Annotated in this window: 16 protein-coding genes; 9 read left to right on the top strand and 7 right to left on the bottom strand. The window is 69.8% G+C overall.

What is annotated here, in order from left to right:
- The first annotated feature begins 40 nt into the window (after nucleotides 1-40).
- From QZ772_RS12200 to QZ772_RS12190, 3 genes are all read left to right on the top strand, one after another.
- The gene (locus tag QZ772_RS12200; RefSeq protein WP_295526477.1) at nucleotides 41-760 is read left to right on the top strand and encodes a response regulator transcription factor; all 720 of its coding nucleotides are present in this window, start codon (nucleotides 41-43) and stop codon (nucleotides 758-760) included.
- Nucleotides 761-770: 10 nt separating this feature from the next.
- Nucleotides 771-1955, top strand: coding sequence for an ATP-binding protein (locus tag QZ772_RS12195; protein ID WP_295526476.1), 1185 nt, complete (start codon nucleotides 771-773; stop codon nucleotides 1953-1955).
- A gap of 143 nt (nucleotides 1956-2098) precedes the next feature.
- The gene (locus QZ772_RS12190; protein WP_295526475.1) at nucleotides 2099-3349 is read left to right on the top strand and encodes an O-antigen ligase family protein; all 1251 of its coding nucleotides are present in this window, start codon (nucleotides 2099-2101) and stop codon (nucleotides 3347-3349) included.
- Between the two features lie 100 nt (nucleotides 3350-3449).
- On the opposite strand, the gene QZ772_RS12185 is transcribed toward QZ772_RS12190, so the two are convergent.
- Entirely contained in the window at nucleotides 3450-3659 is a 210-nt protein-coding gene (locus tag QZ772_RS12185) for a zinc-finger domain-containing protein (RefSeq protein WP_017758891.1), read from the bottom strand.
- 5 nt (nucleotides 3660-3664) lie between these two features.
- The gene (locus tag QZ772_RS12180; RefSeq protein ID WP_295526473.1) at nucleotides 3665-4600 is read right to left on the bottom strand and encodes a branched-chain amino acid transaminase; all 936 of its coding nucleotides are present in this window, start codon (nucleotides 4598-4600) and stop codon (nucleotides 3665-3667) included.
- 156 nt (nucleotides 4601-4756) lie between these two features.
- Between QZ772_RS12180 and QZ772_RS12175 the strand changes: the two genes are divergently transcribed.
- The gene (locus tag QZ772_RS12175) at nucleotides 4757-5812 is read left to right on the top strand and encodes a recombination-associated protein RdgC (protein ID WP_295526471.1); all 1056 of its coding nucleotides are present in this window, start codon (nucleotides 4757-4759) and stop codon (nucleotides 5810-5812) included.
- A 199-nt stretch (nucleotides 5813-6011) separates the two neighbouring features.
- Here QZ772_RS12175 and QZ772_RS12170 read toward each other — a convergent pair whose 3' ends face one another.
- The 3 genes from QZ772_RS12170 to radA all read right to left on the bottom strand — a co-directional run bounded on the left by QZ772_RS12170 (nucleotide 6012) and on the right by radA (nucleotide 9820).
- On the bottom strand, nucleotides 6012-6482 hold the full coding sequence (locus QZ772_RS12170; protein WP_295526470.1) for a glycerate kinase: 471 nt from the start codon (nucleotides 6480-6482) through the stop codon (nucleotides 6012-6014).
- A gap of 76 nt (nucleotides 6483-6558) precedes the next feature.
- Nucleotides 6559-8073: a BCCT family transporter gene (locus tag QZ772_RS12165; RefSeq protein WP_295526467.1), complete on the bottom strand. Its 1515-nt coding sequence runs from the start codon at nucleotides 8071-8073 to the stop codon at nucleotides 6559-6561.
- Nucleotides 8074-8437: 364 nt separating this feature from the next.
- Nucleotides 8438-9820 carry a DNA repair protein RadA gene (gene radA / locus QZ772_RS12160; RefSeq protein WP_295526465.1) on the bottom strand — a complete coding sequence of 461 codons (1383 nt, stop codon included), beginning with the start codon at nucleotides 9818-9820 and terminating at the stop codon, nucleotides 8438-8440.
- A 153-nt stretch (nucleotides 9821-9973) separates the two neighbouring features.
- On the opposite strand from radA, the gene QZ772_RS12155 reads away from it, so the two are divergent.
- The 4 genes from QZ772_RS12155 (at nucleotide 9974) to QZ772_RS12140 (ending at nucleotide 13883) form a co-directional block, all read left to right on the top strand.
- On the top strand, nucleotides 9974-10960 hold the full coding sequence (locus QZ772_RS12155; RefSeq protein WP_295526463.1) for a Bug family tripartite tricarboxylate transporter substrate binding protein: 987 nt from the start codon (nucleotides 9974-9976) through the stop codon (nucleotides 10958-10960).
- 22 nt (nucleotides 10961-10982) lie between these two features.
- Nucleotides 10983-11762 (top strand): class II aldolase/adducin family protein, encoded by a 780-nt coding sequence (locus QZ772_RS12150; RefSeq protein WP_295526461.1) that lies wholly within the window; start codon nucleotides 10983-10985, stop codon nucleotides 11760-11762.
- A 97-nt stretch (nucleotides 11763-11859) separates the two neighbouring features.
- The gene (locus QZ772_RS12145; RefSeq protein ID WP_295526459.1) at nucleotides 11860-12840 is read left to right on the top strand and encodes a 2-dehydropantoate 2-reductase; all 981 of its coding nucleotides are present in this window, start codon (nucleotides 11860-11862) and stop codon (nucleotides 12838-12840) included.
- 71 nt (nucleotides 12841-12911) lie between these two features.
- Nucleotides 12912-13883: an alpha/beta hydrolase gene (locus QZ772_RS12140; protein WP_295526457.1), complete on the top strand. Its 972-nt coding sequence runs from the start codon at nucleotides 12912-12914 to the stop codon at nucleotides 13881-13883.
- On the opposite strand, the gene QZ772_RS12135 is transcribed toward QZ772_RS12140, so the two are convergent.
- On the bottom strand, nucleotides 13864-14706 hold the full coding sequence (locus QZ772_RS12135) for a hypothetical protein (protein WP_295526454.1): 843 nt from the start codon (nucleotides 14704-14706) through the stop codon (nucleotides 13864-13866). The two genes, QZ772_RS12140 and QZ772_RS12135, sit on opposite strands and share 20 nt — an antisense overlap.
- A 99-nt stretch (nucleotides 14707-14805) precedes the next feature.
- Complete coding sequence (alr, locus tag QZ772_RS12130) at nucleotides 14806-15906, bottom strand: alanine racemase (protein WP_295526452.1); 1101 nt, start codon at nucleotides 15904-15906, stop codon at nucleotides 14806-14808.
- 174 nt (nucleotides 15907-16080) lie between these two features.
- Here alr and lplT point away from each other — a divergent pair, with 174 nt between their 5' ends.
- A complete protein-coding gene (gene lplT / locus QZ772_RS12125) occupies nucleotides 16081-17385 on the top strand; it encodes a lysophospholipid transporter LplT (protein ID WP_295526449.1) in 1305 nt (434 codons plus the stop codon).
- The last annotated feature ends 112 nt before the right edge of the window (nucleotides 17386-17497 follow it).

Below are 17497 nucleotides of genomic sequence, written 5' to 3'. Positions count from 1 at the left end.
CAACCGCCCTTGCCGGCGGGCTGCGAGCATTGCCTTCACCATGACGACCCCACAGCTGCTCATGATCGAGGACGACCAGCGCCTGGCGCAGATGGTCGTCGAGTACCTGGCCCAGTCCGGCTTCGCCGTCAGCCATGCCGGCGACGGCGCGCGCGGCATGGCAGCGCTTGAACAGCAACTGCCCGACCTCGTCATCCTCGACCTGATGCTGCCGGACGCCGACGGCCTGGACCTGTGCCGCCGCATCCGCGCCCTGCCCGGCGCAGCCGGCAAGGTGCCCGTGCTGATGCTCACGGCCAAGGGCGACCCGATGGACCGCATCATCGGCCTGGAGCTGGGCGCCGACGACTATCTGCCCAAGCCCTTCGAGCCGCGCGAGTTGCTGGCGCGCATCCGCGCCGTGCTGCGCCGCCGCGGCGAAGGCGGTCTGGCGGCAGGACCCGAGCCGGCGCGCGGCATGCGCTTCGGCTCACTGGAAATCGACCGCGATGCGCGCACCGTGACCGTCGCCGGCCAGACGGCCGAACTCACCTCCTACCAGTTCGACCTGCTGGTGGCGATGGCCGAACGCGCCGGCCGGGTGCTCACGCGCGACCAGATCATGGAGGCCGTGCGGGGTCGTGAACTGGAAGCCTTCGACCGTTCCATCGACGTGCACATGGGCCGTATCCGCGCCGCCATCGAGACCGACGCGAAGAACCCCAAGCGCATCCTGACCGTGCGCGGCGTGGGCTACGTATTTGCGAAACAACAGGACTAGCCGGGATTCCATGGTCGGCCTGTTCACCCGCCATCTCTACGTGCGCATCTGGCTGGCCGTGCTGGTCGGCGTGGCCGTGGTCGTGATGGCGGCGGGCTGGGCCTGGAAGGTGGCGGACGACCAGCGCAGCGCCCCGCTGCCGCGCGATGTGACCCTGCGCGACACGCAGAACAACGCCTTTGCCAATGGCAAGTCGGTGCGCACCAGCCGGCCGGGCGAGCCGCTGGAGTTCGCCATTTCACTGGACAACGGCCAGCAGTTCACCCTGGAGCTGGGCCCGCGCATCGAACGCCGTCCCTCGCTGCCGCCGTGGCTCAACCCGCACACCGGCATCTTCTGGCTGCTGGGCATGGTGGGCCTGGCCACGGGCCTGGGCCTCTATCCCATCGTGCGGCGGCTCACGCAGCGGCTGGAGGGTCTGCAGCGCAGCGTGCAGCGCTTCGGCGAAGGCGATCTTTCGGTGCGGGTGGATGACCGCGGCGAGGACGAGGTGGCCGACCTGGCCCGCCGCTTCAACCATGCCGCCACCCGCGTGGAGCAGCTGGTGCGCTCGCACAAGTCGCTGCTGGCCAATGCCTCGCATGAGCTGCGCTCGCCGCTGGCGCGCATCCGCATGGGGCTGGAGCTGATGGGCCCGCAGGCCAACAGCGCGGCCCGCACCGAGATCTCGCGCAACATCGGCGAGCTCGACCAGCTGATCGACGAGATCCTGCTCGCCAGCCGCCTCGACGCCCGCGAGGCCGACGTCGGCACCATCGAGACGGTGGACCTGATGGGCCTGGCGGCCGAGGAATGCGCCCGCGTCGACGCCGACCTGGGGCTGGCCGAAGGCACGGCGCTGGATGCAGTGACCGTGCAGGGCGTGTCGCGCCTGCTGCGGCGGGCGCTGCGCAACCTGCTGGAGAACGCGCGCCGTCACGGCGGCGCGGGGCCGGTGAGCGTGGAACTGGGCGCCGAGCCAGGCTGGGCGCTGGTGCATGTGGACGACCAAGGCTCCGGCGTGCCCGAGGCCCTGCGCGAGCGCATCTTCGAGCCCTTCTACCGCCTCCCAGGCGCCAGCGAGCGCGACGGGGGCGTGGGCCTGGGGTTGGCGCTGGTCAAGTCGATCGCCGAGCGGCATGGCGGTGGCGTGCAGTGCACCCGCAGTCCCGAGGGCGGGGCCCGGTTCACCCTCCGGCTGCCACGGCCGGCCTGACAACCGCCCGACGGGCCGCCGGCAGGGTCTGCACGATCCTGCCACCGTCGCTTCCTAGAATCGGCAGCCTTTTTCCGGCCCCCGCGTCCCGGCGCTGCCTGACAGCCTGCGCGGGCCGACGCCGCGACCAACCAATCATTCCGATGCGCCTTCCCCTTCTTCCCCGCGCCGCCGCCTGCCTGTGGGGCGCGGTGGTGTTCATGCCGGTGGGCCTGAACTACATGGCCTTCCTGCTGCTGCTGGCGGCGATGCTGGTGGCGGGCGACTGGCGCCAGCGCGTGCAGCGCCTGACCGCCCATCCGCTGCGCTGGCCACTCGCGGCGCTGGTGCTGTGGCAACTGGTCGTGCTCGCCATCGGGCCGCACTATGCCGAGACCGGCGTCAACCTGTGGCATGGCGTCCGAATCCCGCTGACCATCCTGCTGGCCCTGATGCTCAGCCGCGAAGAGGCGGTGTGGGCCATGCGGGGCTTCCTGGGCATCGCCTTCTTCAACATCGCCTACACGGCGGTGTTCTATTTCATCCTGCTGAAGTTCGGCGTCATGCCGCCGATGAGCGTGTTCAAGCCGATGATCATGCTGGTGGGCAACAAGTCGATCAACGATGCGCTGCTCTACACGGTGCTGGGCGCCGCCTCGGCCGCCTGGGCCCTGCAGCGGCTGATGGAGCACCGGCCCTACCGCGCCGTGGCCGGCTTCGCGCTGACGGCGGTGACGGTCTTCATCGTCAACTGGAACCTCCCTTCGCGCACCTCGCTGCTGGCCATGCTGATCGTGCTGCCCCTGCTGTGCGTGCACCAGTGGCGCAGCCACTGGCGCGGCATGGCCGTGGCGCTGGCGGCCGTGGTGGTGGTGCTGGGCTTCGCCCTGCGCGAGGCGCCGCCGGTGGTGGAGCAGAAGCTGGCCCAGGGTGTGTCGGAGATCGAGGCTGCGCGCGCCGGCGCCGTCTCCGAGGGCAGCTGGGTGGTGCGCTACCACATGTACACGGTCACCGGGCGCATGATCGCCGACCGGCCGCTGGCCGGCTGGGGCATCGGCGCCTGGAACCAGATATGGCGCGAGCGCGGCCCGGCGCTGCTGGCCAACTACAACATGCCGCACAACGACTTCCTGTGGATGGGCTCGCAGACCGGCCTGCCGGGCGTGGCTGCACTGCTGGCGGTGATGCTTTGCGCGGTGTGGCAGGCCTGGAAGCGGCCCGACCTGTCCGGGCGCGTGGCCTTCGCCGCCACGCTGATCATGCTGCTGGCCAGCTGCGTCAACTCGGCCCTGCGCGACGCGCAGATCGGGCTGTCGCTGCTGTGGGTGGGGATGGTGTTTTTGCGGCTGTCACGCGAAGCGGCGGGGGCATGGCTGGAGGTGCTGCCACGGCGCTGGCGAGGCGCCTCGGTCTAGCACTGCCGCCAGAAACGACAAGGCCGCCGGGGATGACCCGGCGGCCTTGCTTCATTCTGGCGCAGGGCCCGCCAATCGAGGGCCCCGGGTGGCGCCGGCCTCAGTGGCCGCCGGCCACCACCTCGCCCGCCTTCAGGCGGTACAGCGTGCCGCAATACGGGCACTTGGCCTCGCCCGTGCGGGCGACATCCAGGTACACCTTGGGATGGGTGTTCCACAGCTTCATGTCGGCCTTGGGGCTGGGACAGAAGACGCCGCCCTGATGATTCAGGTCCTTGGCGGCGAGTTCGACGACGGCGGAAGTGGACATGGCGATCAGACCTTGGTGAGCCAGTGGGCGTACTTGGGATTGCGGCCGTTGACGATGTCGAAGAAGGCGTTCTGCACCTTCTCGGTCACGGGGCCGCGGCTGCCGATGCCGATCTCCACCCGGTCCAGCTCGCGGATGGGCGTGACCTCGGCGGCGGTGCCGGTGAAGAAGGCCTCGTCGGCGATGTAGACCTCGTCGCGCGTAATGCGCTTCTGCACCACCTCGATTCCGAGGTCCTTGGCGATGTGCAGGATGGTGTTGCGCGTGATGCCGTTGAGCGCGCCGGCCGACAGGTCGGGCGTGTAGATCGTGCCACCCTTGACCACGAAGATGTTCTCGCCCGCGCCTTCGCTGACGAAGCCGGCGGCGTCGAGCAGCAGGGCCTCGTCGTAGCCGTCTTCCGTGGCCTCCATGTTGGCCAGGATGGAGTTGCTGTAGTTGGAGACCGCCTTGGCCTGCGTCATGGTGATGTTGACGTGGTGGCGGGTGTAGCTGCTGGTCTTGACGCGGATGCCGCGCTTGAGGCCTTCTTCGCCCAGGTAGGCGCCCCAGGCCCAGGCCGCGACCATGGCGTGGATGGTGTTGCCCTTGGGGCTCACGCCCAGCTTCTCGGAGCCGATCCAGACCAGCGGGCGCAGGTAGCAGCTTTCGAGCTGGTTGGCCCGCACCACTTCCTTCTGCGCCTCGTTGAGCTGCTCCTTGCTGAACGGAATGTTCATGCGCAGGATCTTGGCGCTGTTGTAGAGGCGCTCGGTGTGCTCTTCAAGGCGGAAGATGGCGGTGCCATTCACGGTGTTGTAGGCCCGCACCCCTTCGAAGGCGCCGCAGCCGTAGTGCAGCGTGTGGGTCAGCACATGGATCTTCGCGTCGCGCCAGTCGACGAGTTCACCGTCCATCCAGATCTTGCCGTCACGGTCGGCCAGCGAGGGGATCGCGCTCATGTCTTGCTTGTCCTTGCAGGGAGAAATGCGGGGAGCCGGCGATTTTAAGGCGCCGGCCTGCCCCGGCTTTTACTCGGACTTACAGGCGCCGCGGGCGGTGCCGGGCACACGGCGCACGCACAATCGCCCGCTTCGCGTTTTTCCCGCCGACCCGCCGTGCCCCGTTTCAAGAACGTCATCAGCTTCCGCATCGAGCCCGCCTGGGCGCCCGACTTCGACGCCGCCCAGCAGCAGCTGGAGAAGGAGCGCTTCGTGCCCTGCGGCGCGACGCAGGAATCGTCCGCCGGCTGGATCGAACCCCGCGGCCAGGCGCAAGGGCCCTTGCTCGAATCCATCGGCGGCCAGTGGCTGCTGGAATACATGGTCGAGAGCAAGACGCTGCCCGCCTCGGTGGTGCGCCGCAAGCTGGACGAGCGCTGCGCCCAGATCGAGCAGCAGACCGGCCGCCAGCCCGGCAAGAAGGAGAAGAAGCAACTCAAGGAAGACATCACCCAGGAGCTGCTGCCCATGGCCTTCACCCGCCATGCGCGCATCGCCGTGTGGATCGACCCCACGGCCCGCCGGCTGACGCTCGACACCTCCAACCAAGCCCGCGCCGACGGCGTGGTGACGGCCCTGGTGAAGGCGCTGGACGGCTTCGGCGTGTCGGCCTTCCACACGCAAGTGGAGCCCGGCAGCGCCATGGCCGGCTGGCTGGCCACGCAGGAGCCGCCGGCGGGCTTCTCCATCGACCGCGACTGCGAGCTCAAGGCCACGGACGATTCCAAGGCCGTGGTGCGCTATGCCAAGCATCCGCTGGACATCGAGGAGGTGCGCGAACACATCGCCCAGGGCAAACGGCCGACGCGCCTGGCGCTGACCTGGGAAGACCGCGTCTCCTTCGAGCTGACCGAGGGCATGCAGCTGCGCAAGCTGCAGTTCCTGGAAGGCGTGTTCGACGGCGCCGGCAGCGATGCGCAGGCCAAGGACGAGGGCTTCGACACCGATGCCGCCATCGTGACCGGCGAGCTGGGGCAGTTGCTGCCCGCGCTGCTGGAGGCGCTGGGCGGGGAGATGGAGCCGGGGATGGCGGCGGCTGCCGCGCCAGCGCCCCGGACCGAGTCGCAGGTGGGGGCGGCCAAGGGGACGGAGGCCGCGATGACTGCGGCGAAGGCTGCGGCTGGAATCACGGCAACGACGGCCACGGCCGACGACGACGGGCCGCCGTTCTGAGGATTTCGCACCTCTGCTTCGAAGGAAGGCGCGCCTGATAGTGGGGGCACGCCCCTCCGGGCCGCGGAATAGCCCCTCCACGCGCAACGCCAGTCAGTGAACCTGGGCCGTTCGGGCTGAGCCTGTCGAAACCGGTCAGGTGCGGATCAAAGCCCTTCGACAAGCTCAGGGCGAACGGGTTCGCTGACGAACAGCGCGCTCAACGCGGGTCGGGCGCTACCCCCGTCACGGCAACCGTTGCCTCGGCAGGCACGGGCGCCACGGCCACGTCATCCTCCACCTGCGCCGGCCGGGTCAGCTTCCATTCCTGGAGCTTGCCTTCAAGGAAGGTCGCGTCCACATAGGAGTCGCCGTTGTCCGTCCAGCGGAACACCTCGGGCTGGATGCCTTCGGGCGTCTGCGCGGCACCGATCGAGCGGGTCATGGCGATCACGTGCAGCAGCGTCATGCGCGGCTTGAGCTTGGCATTGAACATCACGGCGCTGTCCACATAGCCCATCGGCCGGTTGCCGGCGCGGCGAAGCACGGTCATCGTGCGGGTGAAGTGCAGCAGCAGGAACATCATGATGCCGCCGGCCACGCCGACGACGCCAGCCAGGCCATAGCTGCGCCAGCCGATCACCAGCAGGGCCAGTCCCGCGACCGGGACGAGGATTTTCGAGAGAGTCATGGCGGCGGATTGTCCCTGCTCGCGCCGCTGGCCCGCATTGCGGACATCCGCAGGCCGCGCTGCGGGTCAACCCGGATCACTTGACCATCTCGCGCATCCGGCGGCGCAGGGCGCGATCACGCTTCTGCTCCTCATCCCAGTCGTGGCGGATCGCCCAGGTGACGGAGATCGCCATCAGCACCAGCACCAGCGCGAAGGGCAGTGCGAACACGATGGTGGCCGTCTGCACCGCGTTCAAGCCGCCCGCCAGCAGCAGGCTCAGCGCGATGGCCGCCACGAGCACGCCCCACATGATCTTGACGCGGTTGGGCGGGTTGGGGTTGCCCTGCGTGCTCATGGTCCCAAGCACCAGCGTGGCCGAGTCGCCCGAGGTGACGAAAAAGACGAACACCAGGATGGTGGCCACGACGGACAGGATGGCGCCGCCGGGCATCGCGTCGAACATCACGAACATCGCGCTCGACACATTGGACGCGACGGCCTCGGCCAGCGGCACGCCGCGGAAGATCTCGTAGTTGAGCGCCGTGCCGCCGAACACCGCGAACCAGGCGAAGCCCACCAGGCTGGGCGCCAGCACGGTGCCCACCAGGAACTGGCGCACCGTGCGCCCGCGCGACACGCGTGCGATGAACAGGCCCACGAAGGGCGACCAGGCCAGCCACCAGGCCCAGTAGAAGATGGTCCAGTCGCCGATCCACGAGCTCTGGCGGAAGGGCGTCATGCGCAGGCTCATTCGCACGAAGTCGCTGAGGTAGGAACCCAGGGTGGCGGTAAAGGTGTCGATGATGGCGATGGTCGGCCCCAGGCACATCACCACCAGCGCCAGCAGGCCGGCCACGATCAGGTTGCCGATGGACAGCCACTTCACGCCCCGCTCCACGCCGCTCACGGCCGAGGTGATGAACAGCACGGTGGTCACCACGATGATGGCCGACTCCGTCCATCGGCTGTCGGGCAGGCCGAAGGCCTGCTCCAGACCGGCGCCGATCTGCGTGGCGCCCATGCCCAGCGACGCGGCGACGCCGAAGGCCGTGGCGACCACGGCCAGCACGTTGACCACCGGCGACAGCCGACGCACCCAGGCCCAGGGCAGCGCCTCGGTGGCGGAGCTCACCAGCGGCAAGGCCTTGCGCCGGAAGGTGAAGAAGCTGATGGCCAGGCCCACGATGCCGTAGATGGCCCAGGGATGGAAGCCCCAGTGGAAGAAGGAATAGCGCATGGCCGCGCCCGCAGCGTCCGCCGTGTTGGGCGCGATGCCCGGCGGCGGCGTGACGTAGTGCGACACCGGCTCGGCCACGCCCCAGAACACCAGGCCGATGCCCATGCCGGCCGCGAACAGCATCGAGAACCAGGCGCCCAGGGAGAACTCGGGCTCGTCGTCCTCGTCGCCGAGCTTGAGGTCGCCATAGCGGCTCACGGCCAGGAAGAAGGCCAACAGCACCAGGCCCAGCACCACCCACAGGTAGAACCAGCCGAAGGTGCGGGTGATGTCGGCGAGCAGCGTGCTGAAAACGCTGTCGAGCGTGCGGGGCGACATCAGGCCCCAGAGCACCACGGCCCCGATGATGGCCGCGGAAACGATGAGTTGCATGGCGCACTCCTCCTCGATCGGTGCGCCTGCACGGTCGAGCGCCTTCCATGGGAAGAGCCGTCCATGCGGTCACCACGCGTGCTGCATCGTGACCTTGGCGCTGATGGATGACACACCCGCGGACGACGTCGCGCATCGGGCGATGCGCGAACCTATCCACGGACGAGGGGCGGGCGGCTGCAGGGCCGCCCCGAGGACCAGACTACCGGCGCGGATGGCCGGATAGGGCGAAACGAAGGCGCGGATTCTAGGCGGCGGGCACCGGGTGTGTCTGTAGGCACAGGCCGCGCTCTGAGCAGGCGGGACGCAGTGGCGCAGCACCTCGGCACTCGCCGACGCGCGGTGCTGGAACTAACGCAGGAGCTCAGTCCAGCTGTCGCACCACCGCCATGGCCTCGTCCACGCGGTCGATGGCATGGATGGTTAGCCCCTCGATGGGCTTCTTGGGCGCATTGGCCTTGGGCACCAGCGCCACCGAGAAGCCCAGCTTGGCCGCCTCGCGCAGCCGCTCCTGCCCGCGCGGCGCCGGGCGCACTTCGCCGGCCAGGCCCACCTCGCCGAAGGCGACGAAACCCTTGGGCAGCGCCTTGCCGCGCAGGCTGGAGCTGATGGCCAGCATCACCGCCAGATCGGCCGCCGGCTCGGTTATGCGCACGCCGCCCACGGCGTTGACGAACACGTCCTGGTCCATGCTGGCCACGCCCGCATGGCGGTGCAGCACCGCCAGCAGCATGGCCAGGCGGTCGCGCTCCAGGCCCACCGACAGGCGGCGCGGGCTGGGGCCGCCGTCGTCCACCAGCGCCTGGATCTCGACCAGCATGGGCCGCGTGCCTTCCAGCGTCACCAGCACCACGCTGCCGGGCACCGGCTGCGCATGCTGGCTCAGGAAGATGGCGCTCGGGTTGGCCACGCCGCGCAGGCCGCGCTCGGTCATGGCGAAGACGCCGATCTCGTTGACGGCGCCGAAGCGGTTCTTGATGGCGCGCACCAGGCGGAAGCTGGAATGCGTGTCGCCCTCGAAGTACAGCACCGTGTCGACCATGTGCTCCAGCACGCGCGGGCCGGCTAGCGCGCCTTCCTTGGTGACGTGGCCCACCAGCACCACCGCCGTGCCACTGGCCTTGGCAAAGCGGGTGAGGTGCGCGGCACATTCGCGCACCTGCGCCACCGAGCCCGGGGCCGAGGTGAGCTGGTCCGAATACACGGTCTGGATCGAGTCGATGACGGCGATGGCCGGCCGGTGCGTGTCCAGCGTGGCCAGGATCTTCTCCAGCTGGATCTCGGCCATCAGCTGCACCTGCGAGCGCTCCAGCCCCAGCCGGTGGGCGCGCAGCGCGACCTGGGCGCCGCTTTCCTCGCCGGTCACGTACAGCGCGATCTGGCCGGCGTTCTGCAACGCGTCGGCCGCCTGCAGCAGCAGGGTCGACTTGCCGATGCCCGGGTCGCCGCCGATCAGCGTCACGCCGCCCGGCACGATCCCGCCACCGAGCACGCGGTCCAGCTCTTCCAGGCCGGTGGCCGTGCGAGCCACGTCGGTGGCCTCGATCTCGGCCAGCACCGCCAGTTCGGAGGCGCCTCCCAGCGCCGCGAAGGTGTTGCCGAAGCGGTTCTGCGCCGGTACGCCAGCCGCCGCGGGTGCCTGCTCGACCAGCGTGTTCCAGGCGCCGCACGACGGGCACTTGCCCAGCCATTTGGGGCTGGTGCCTCCGCATTCGCTGCACACGTACTGGGTCTTGTCCTTGGCCATCGGCCGAGTGTAGGGACCCGCCCGCACGCCTCCGGACAGGGCGCCGGGCTCGCGTAAACCAGAAGGCCCGACAGCCGGACGCGCTGGAACAATGCCTGCCATCCATCGGGCGCGTCGCGCCCGTTTTTTTCCTTCCTGTTCCGGAGACCTCCCATGCAGATCACCCGCCGCCACCTGCTGCAGACCACCGGCGCCTCGGCGCTGCTCGCCGGCATCGGCCAGCAGGCCTTCGCCCAGGCCACGCTGGAGAACGCCACCATCGTCACCGGCTTCGCGGCCGGGGGCACCTCCGACACCATCTGCCGCCGCGTGGCGCAGAAGCTGCAGCCCGACTACGCCAAGGCCGTGGTGGTGGACAACCGCACCGGTGCCGGCGGCCAGATCGCCATCAACTACATCAAGGCCCGCCCGGCCGACGGCACGACGATCCTGCAGACGCCCACGTCGATGCTGACGATCTATCCCCACATCTACAAGAAGCTGTCGTACGACCCGCAGACCGACCTCACCCCGGTAAGCCTGGGCTGCGTGTTCGACTTCGGCTTCGCCGTCGGCCCCGCCGTGCCGGCCAACGTCAAGACGGTGGCCGACTTCCTGGCCTGGGCCAAGGCCAACCCGACCGGCGCCAACTTCGGTTCGCCGGCCGCCGGTTCCACGCCGCACTTCGTGGGTGCGCTCATCGGCAAGAGCGCGGGCGTCGAGCTCAAGCACGCCGCCTACCGCGGCACGCAGCCGGCCATGCTGGACCTGCTTGGCGGCAACATCTCGGCCGTGTCGGGCCCGATCGGTGACATCACCCAGCACCTGACCACGGGCAAGGTGCGCATCCTGTCGGTGTCGGGCACCAAGCGCAGCCGCTTCGCGCCCGACGTGCCCACGCTGATGGAGCAGGGCATCAACATGGCGCACAGCGAGTGGTTCGCCTTCTTCCTGCCGCCCAAGGCCAACCCCGACCTGGTCGCCCGCCTGAACACCGGCATGAAGAATGCCCTGGCGCAGAAGGACGTGATCGACGGCCTGGGCACCTTCGGCCTGGAAGCCATGTCCTCGAGCCCTGCCGAACTGGCCGAGCTGACCAAGAAGGACACGGCCAAGTGGGCGCCCATCGTCAAGGAAGTCGGCTTCACGGCCGAGGGTTGAGCGCGCAGGGGGACGGATCGCCATGACCTTGCCGGCCTCGTCGCTGATCCATCCCAACCTGCATCCCGACGAGCGGGCGGCCCGCGTGGAGCTGGCCGCCTGCTACCGCGTCTTCGCGATGCTGGGCTGGACGGAGATGGTCTACAACCACATCACCGTCCGCCTGCCCGGCAGCGTCACGGGCGGCGACAAGCAGTTCCTGATCAACCCCTTCGGCCTGCACTACAGCGAGGTCACGGCCAGCAACCTGGTCAAGATCGACCTGGCGGGCCGGGTCCTCGATGGCTCGCCGCACCCGGTGAATCCCGCGGGCTTCACCGTGCATGCCGCCATCCACGACGGGCTGCCCGGTGCGCATTGCGTGATGCACACCCACACCACCGCCGGCATGGCCGTGGCCTGCGTGCAGGGCGGGCTGTCGCTGTCCAACTTCTACAGCGCGCAGCTGCATGGGCGCGTGGCCTACCACGACTTCGAGGGCGTGACGGTGCATGCCGACGAGGGCCCGCGCCTGCTGGCCAGCATCGGCGACAAGCCGGCCGTCATTCTGCGCAACCACGGTCTGCTGGTCTGGGGGCAGACGCTGCCGCAGGCCTTCGTCACGCTGTGGACGCTGCAGCGCGCCTGCGAGGTGCAACTGGCGACGATGAGCATGGGCACGCCGATCCCGGTGGCCGAGGCCATCGCCGAGCAGTGCAAGCGCGACGCGCTGCAGTTCCACCCCAAGCAGGGTGCCGGCCAGGACGTCTTCGACGCGCTGGTGCGACAGGTGGACCGGCTCGATCCGGGCTACCGCGCCTAAGCGTCCGCGGCCACCGCCCGCCGCGTTACGCGCACGGAGCCGCCCGGGCGACTAGCATCGTCGCCCATCGCGGCTTTGCGACTTTCGGACCCATCCCATGAAGATCTGCATCTACGGTGCCGGCGCCATCGGCGGCTGGCTGGGCGTGGCCCTGGCCCAGGCGGGCGAGCGGCTGAACGTGGTGGCGCGCGGCGCCACGCTTCAGGCGCTGCAGGCGAACGGCCTGCAGCTGGTGCGCCCGGGCGGCGTCGCCACACGCGTGCCGGTGAATGCGGTGGAGGATCCCGCCGTCCTCGGCCCGCAGGACGTGGTGATCGTCGCCGTCAAGGCGCCCGCGCTCGCGGCCGTGGCCGAGCGCATCGGCCCGCTGCTGGGGCCGGACACCGTCGTGCTCACCGCCATGAACGGCGTGCCCTGGTGGTTCCTCGATGGCGGCTTCGGTGGCCCGCTGGCGGGCCGGCGCCTGTCGGCCGTCGATCCGGACGGGCGCATCGCGGCGGCCATTCCCGGCCATCACGTGATCGGCGGCGTCGTGCATGCCAGCTGCGCGCTGGACGGGCCCGGCGTGGTGCGCCACCACTTCGGCAACGGCCTGATCATCGGCGAGCCCTCCGGCGAGCCGACCGAGCGGGTGCAGCGCCTGGCCGACCTGCTACAACGCGGCGGCATCGACGCCCGCGTGTCGCCGCAGATCCAGAAGGACGTCTGGTACAAGCTCTGGGGCAACATGACGGTCAACCCCATAAGCGCGCTGACGGGCGCGACCACCGATCGCATCCTGGCCGACGACCTGCTGCGCGGCTTCATCTCGGCCGTCATGCTGGAGGCCCGCACCGTCGGCGAACGCATCGGTGTGCCCATCGCCGAGATGCCCGAGGACCGCCATGCCGTCACCCGCAAGCTGGGCGCCTTCAAGACCTCGATGCTGCAGGACGTGGAGGCCGGCCGGCCGGTGGAACTCGATGCGCTGGTCAGCGCCGTGCGCGAACTGGCCGAGGGCGTCGGGCTGGCCACGCCCTTCACCGATGCGTTGCTGGGTCTGGCGCGGGTCAAGACGCGCGAGCTGGGGCTTTATTGACGCCACCGGCGCGGCGGAGGCACGTGGCCGATGGCCGCCGAAGCGCTCGTCGGACCGCTGCGGCGCTCGCCATGATGGGCAGCGCCACCACCCTGGCCATGGCCACCGTCAACTGGACCGAACAGTCGCTGGAAGTTTCCGGTCCGCAGGGGCCGCTGCGAGGCACGCTGACGCGGCCCGGTGAAGGTCTACGGCCAGAGGCCGCCGTGCTGATCGTGCCTGGCTCCGGCCCCACCGACCGGGACGGCAACAATCCCCTGGGCGTCAAGGCGGGCCCCTATCGCCGTCTGGCACATGCCCTCGGCGCGCAGAACATCGCCACGCTCAGAATCGACAAGCGGGGGCTCTTCGGCAGTGCGGGCGCGGTTCCGGATCCCAATGCGGTGACCGTGGCCGACTACGTGCACGACGTGCGAGCCTGGGCGTCCCGCTTGCGCGAGGAAACGGACAGGCCCTGCGTCTGGCTGCTGGGTCACAGCGAAGGCGGCGTGGTGGCTCTGGCAGCGGCCCAGCAGCCGGAGGGCTTGTGCGGCGTGCTGCTGCTCGCCGCGCCCGGCCAGCCCGTGGGACAGGTGCTGCGCGACCAGTTGCATGCCAACCCGGCCAACGCGCCGCTCCTGCCGCAGGCCATGCAGGCCATCGCCACGCTGGAGGCCGGTCGCAGGGTGGACCCCATGCTCCTTCACCCTGCCCTGCAGCCGCTCTTCGCGGCGCCCGTGCAGCCCTTTCTCATCGACCTGTTCAGACACGACCCTGCTGGGCTGGCGGCGCGGGTGCGGCTGCCGCTTCTGATCGCACAGGGCGGACACGACCTGCAGGTGGCACCCGACGAGGCCAGGCGCCTTCATGAAGCGGCGCCCTGGGCGCGTGTGCTCGACCTGCCCCGTGCCAACCACGTGCTGAGCGATGTGCCCGCCGACGATCCGGCGGCCAACCTGGCGAGCTATGGCCGCGACGACCAGCCGCTCGCCAAGGGCTTGTTGGAAGGCATCGTCGCCTTCTTGCGAACGCCGGGTGCGGCGCCTAACGCCGGCCCGCAATGATGCGCAGCGCCTCGGGCAGCGTTGGGGCCTGCGGCACGAAGCGGTCGACGGCGGCGCCCAGCAGCACGGCGCAGAACAGGGCGCCGAGCAGCGGCTTCCACGTCAGGCGCACGGCCGCCATCAGCCAGCCCTCACGGGCCAGGCGCCGCGTGGTGCGTGCGGCCGCATAGGAGAAGGCCAACTCGACCGCCACGGTCAGCAGCGCCTCGGAGCCGAAGTACAGCCAGAGCAGCGAGCCGGCACCAAGCAGCAGTGCGACGCCGATCAGAAACACGGCCACGACGGGCACCACCACGACGGCGCCCTCGTCCGCAGAACCTGCGGCCTCGAGCGCACCGGAGGCGAGGTCGCCCAGGGCGCTGCCATCGGTGGAGGCCGGGACCGCGAAATCGCCGCCGGCGCCCGCGCCGGAGAAATCGCCGCCGCCCGGCTCGGGCATCGATGCGCCAGTACTGCCACCAGCAGCGCCGCCACCACTGCCACCGCCGCCGCCACAAGCAGGCGAGTCGGGCCACGGCAGATCGAGCCCATCGCTCCAGTGCTCGCCTTCGCTGTGGCGCCGCTCGCCCAGCAGACGCCGCGCCCACAGACGAAGCAGCCCCAGGTACACCAGATAGCCAACTCCCAGGGTGAGCAGATAGCGCAGGGCCAGCGAATCGATCTCGGCGCCGTGCCGCAAAAGGGCCGAGCAGGTCCACATCGTCAGCAACACCAGGCTGCCGATCAACCAGCCGTGCATGCGCAGGCTGTGCCGGCGGTGCAGCGCCTGCTCCAGCGCCGATTCCTCCAGGCGCACGGAGCGCCAGGTCGAGCGGACCTTCATTTCAGTGGGTCAAGGCGCTGCATGCCAGCGCGCCCCTACTCGCCAACCCCTCTTCCGCGGCGCGAGAGGGGCTCGGAACGATGCAGGGGGCGAGTCGGTTCATTCCAGCGCATCCACGGTCACGGGCACGCGCGGCGCCACCGCGCACATCAGTTCGTAGCCCACGGTGCCGCTGGCGCGGGCCACGTCGTCAATGGGCAGCAGGGTGCCGCGCCGGGCGCTGCGGCCCCACAGCACCACCTCGCTGCCGAAGGCGGCTTCGGGCACGGGTGTGAGGTCGACGGTGACCATGTCCATGCTGACCCGGCCCACCACCCGGGTGCGCACGCAGTCGACCAGCACCGGCGTGCCGGTGGGCGCATGGCGCGGATAGCCGTCGGCATAGCCCACGGCCGCGACGCCGATGCGCATGGGCTGCTCGGCCACGAAGCTGGAGCCATAGCCCACGGTGTCGCCCGGCTGCAGCGACTGCACGCCGATGAGCCGCGTGGCCAGCGTCATGCCGGGCTGCAGTTGCCAGTGGGCGGCGTCGTGCTCGGGAAAGTCGGGCGCGCTGCCGTAGAGCACGATGCCCGGCCGCACCCAGTCGGCCCGGGTACGGGTCGCATGGCGCAGTACCGCGGCGCTGTTGGCGATGCAGCGCTCGCCGGGCAGATCGGCCGTGGCGTCATCGAAGGCGGTCATGGCCGAGTCGATGCCGCGCGGGCCGTCGGCATCGCTGAAATGCATCATCAGCGAGACCTCGTCCACCTGCGGCAGTGCCGTCAGGCGCGTCCAGGCGGCGCGCATGCGGCCGGGTGCGAAGCCCAGACGGTTCATGCCGGAGTTCATCTTGAGAAAGACGCGGTGCGGCGCCTGCGTCTTGTGCGCGGCCAGCCAGTCGATCTGCTCGTCGCAGTGCACCGTGTGCCACAGGCCCAGGCGCGAGCACAGCTCCAGGTCGCGCGCGTCGAACACGCCTTCGAGCAGCAGGATCGGGCCACGCCAGCCCAGGGCGCGGACCCGCTCCGCCTCGGCCAGATCCAGCAGCGCGAAGCCGTCCGCTGCCCGGAAGGCGTCGAACACACGCTCGATGCCATGGCCATAGGCATTGGCCTTGACCACGGCCCAAACGCTCGCCGGTGCCGCGCCGCGGCGGGCCCGTTCGAGGTTGTGGCGCAGTGCGGCGGGGTGGATGGTGCAGAGGATCGGGCGGGGCATGGAGCAGCCAGAATTCGAAGCGGGATGACGCCCATGTCGGACGCGGACGGGCCGCCTGCGGCAGGGTCTTGGGTCATTTTGGCATTGCACCTGCGTGCTATAACCACGGGCCCCCGACCCCGGGGATTTTTTGTATACAGCCTAGAGCCTGCACATGGCCAGCCAGCCCCATCGATGAAGCGCGGCTTCTACACCATCATGTCGGCCCAGTTCTTCTCGTCGCTGGCCGACCAAGCGCTCTTCGTGGCTGCCGTCGAACTGCTGCGGACCGCGGGCGCACCGGAGTGGCAACGGGCGGCGCTGGTGCCGATCTTCGCCATCTTCTATGTGGCGCTGGCGCCGTTGGTGGGCGCCTTCGCCGACGCCTTGCCCAAAGGCAAGGTGATGTTCATCAGCAATGCCATCAAGGTGGTGGGCTGCCTGATGATGCTGTTCGGCAGCCACCCGCTGGCGGCCTATGCGGTCGTGGGCCTCGGCGCGGCGGCCTACTCGCCGGCCAAGTATGGGATCCTGACCGAACTGCTGCCTGCCTCGCAGCTCGTCAAGGCCAATGGCTGGATCGAAGGCCTGACCATCGCCTCGATCATCCTGGGCATCGTGCTGGGCGGCTTGCTGGTGGGCGGACCCGTCTCCAGCAAGCTGCTGGCCATCGATCTGCCGCTCATCGATACCGGCATCGACACGCCGCCCGAAGCGGCCATCGCCGTGCTGATCGGGGTGTATGCACTGGCGGCCTGGTTCAACACGCGCATCCCGCACACGGGCGTGGCGATGCGTCCGCTGCGCGCCGATCCGCATCGCAGCTTCGTGGGCAACCTGGTCGCGCTGCTGCCCGACTTCTGGCAATGCAACGCCCGGCTGTGGCGCGACAAGCTGGGCCAGATCTCCCTGGCCACCACCACGCTCTTCTGGGGCGCGGGCGGCAACCTCAAGTACATCGTGCTGGCCTGGGCCTCGCTGGCGCTGGGCTACAGCATGCCGCAGGCCTCCGCGCTGACGGGCGTGGTGGCGGTCGGTACGGCCGTGGGCGCCGTGGTGGCCTCGGTGCGCATGCGGCTCGACATGGCGACGCGCGTGATCCCGCTGGGCATCGGCATGGGCCTCCTGGTGATCGCGATGAACTTCATCTCGAACGTGTGGGTGGCGGTGCCCTTCCTGATCCTGCTGGGCGGGTTGGGCGGCTTCCTGGTGGTGCCGATGAACGCGCTGCTGCAGCACCGTGGCCACAACCTGATGGGCGCGGGCCGCTCCATCGCCGTGCAGAACTTCAACGAACAGGCCTGCATCCTGCTGCTGGGCGCCTTCTACAGCGCCTGCACCGGGCTGGGCCTGTCGGCCTTCGGCGCGATCACCGCCTTCGGCATCGTGGTGGCGGGCTTCATGGAGCTCATCCGCCGCTGGCACCGGCGCAACCTGAAGGTGCATGGCGAAGAGGTGCAGCGCCTGCTCGAGATCGCCCGCAGCGATAAACATCATTGACCACCCCCGTTGCTTGCTCACTTCGTGTAGCCGCCTCCCCCCTCAAGGGGGCGCACCCGGCGGCCCGGCGAAGCCGGTTCCGCGGGTGCACGCGCATGGCCTGCTCCGCGGC

It is taken from the genome of uncultured Pseudacidovorax sp. (assembly GCF_913773995.1).
Lineage (GTDB): Bacteria > Pseudomonadota > Gammaproteobacteria > Burkholderiales > Burkholderiaceae_C > Xenophilus.
Note: the sequence above shows the minus strand (reverse complement) of the source record. Positions and strands in the feature narration are given on the sequence as shown.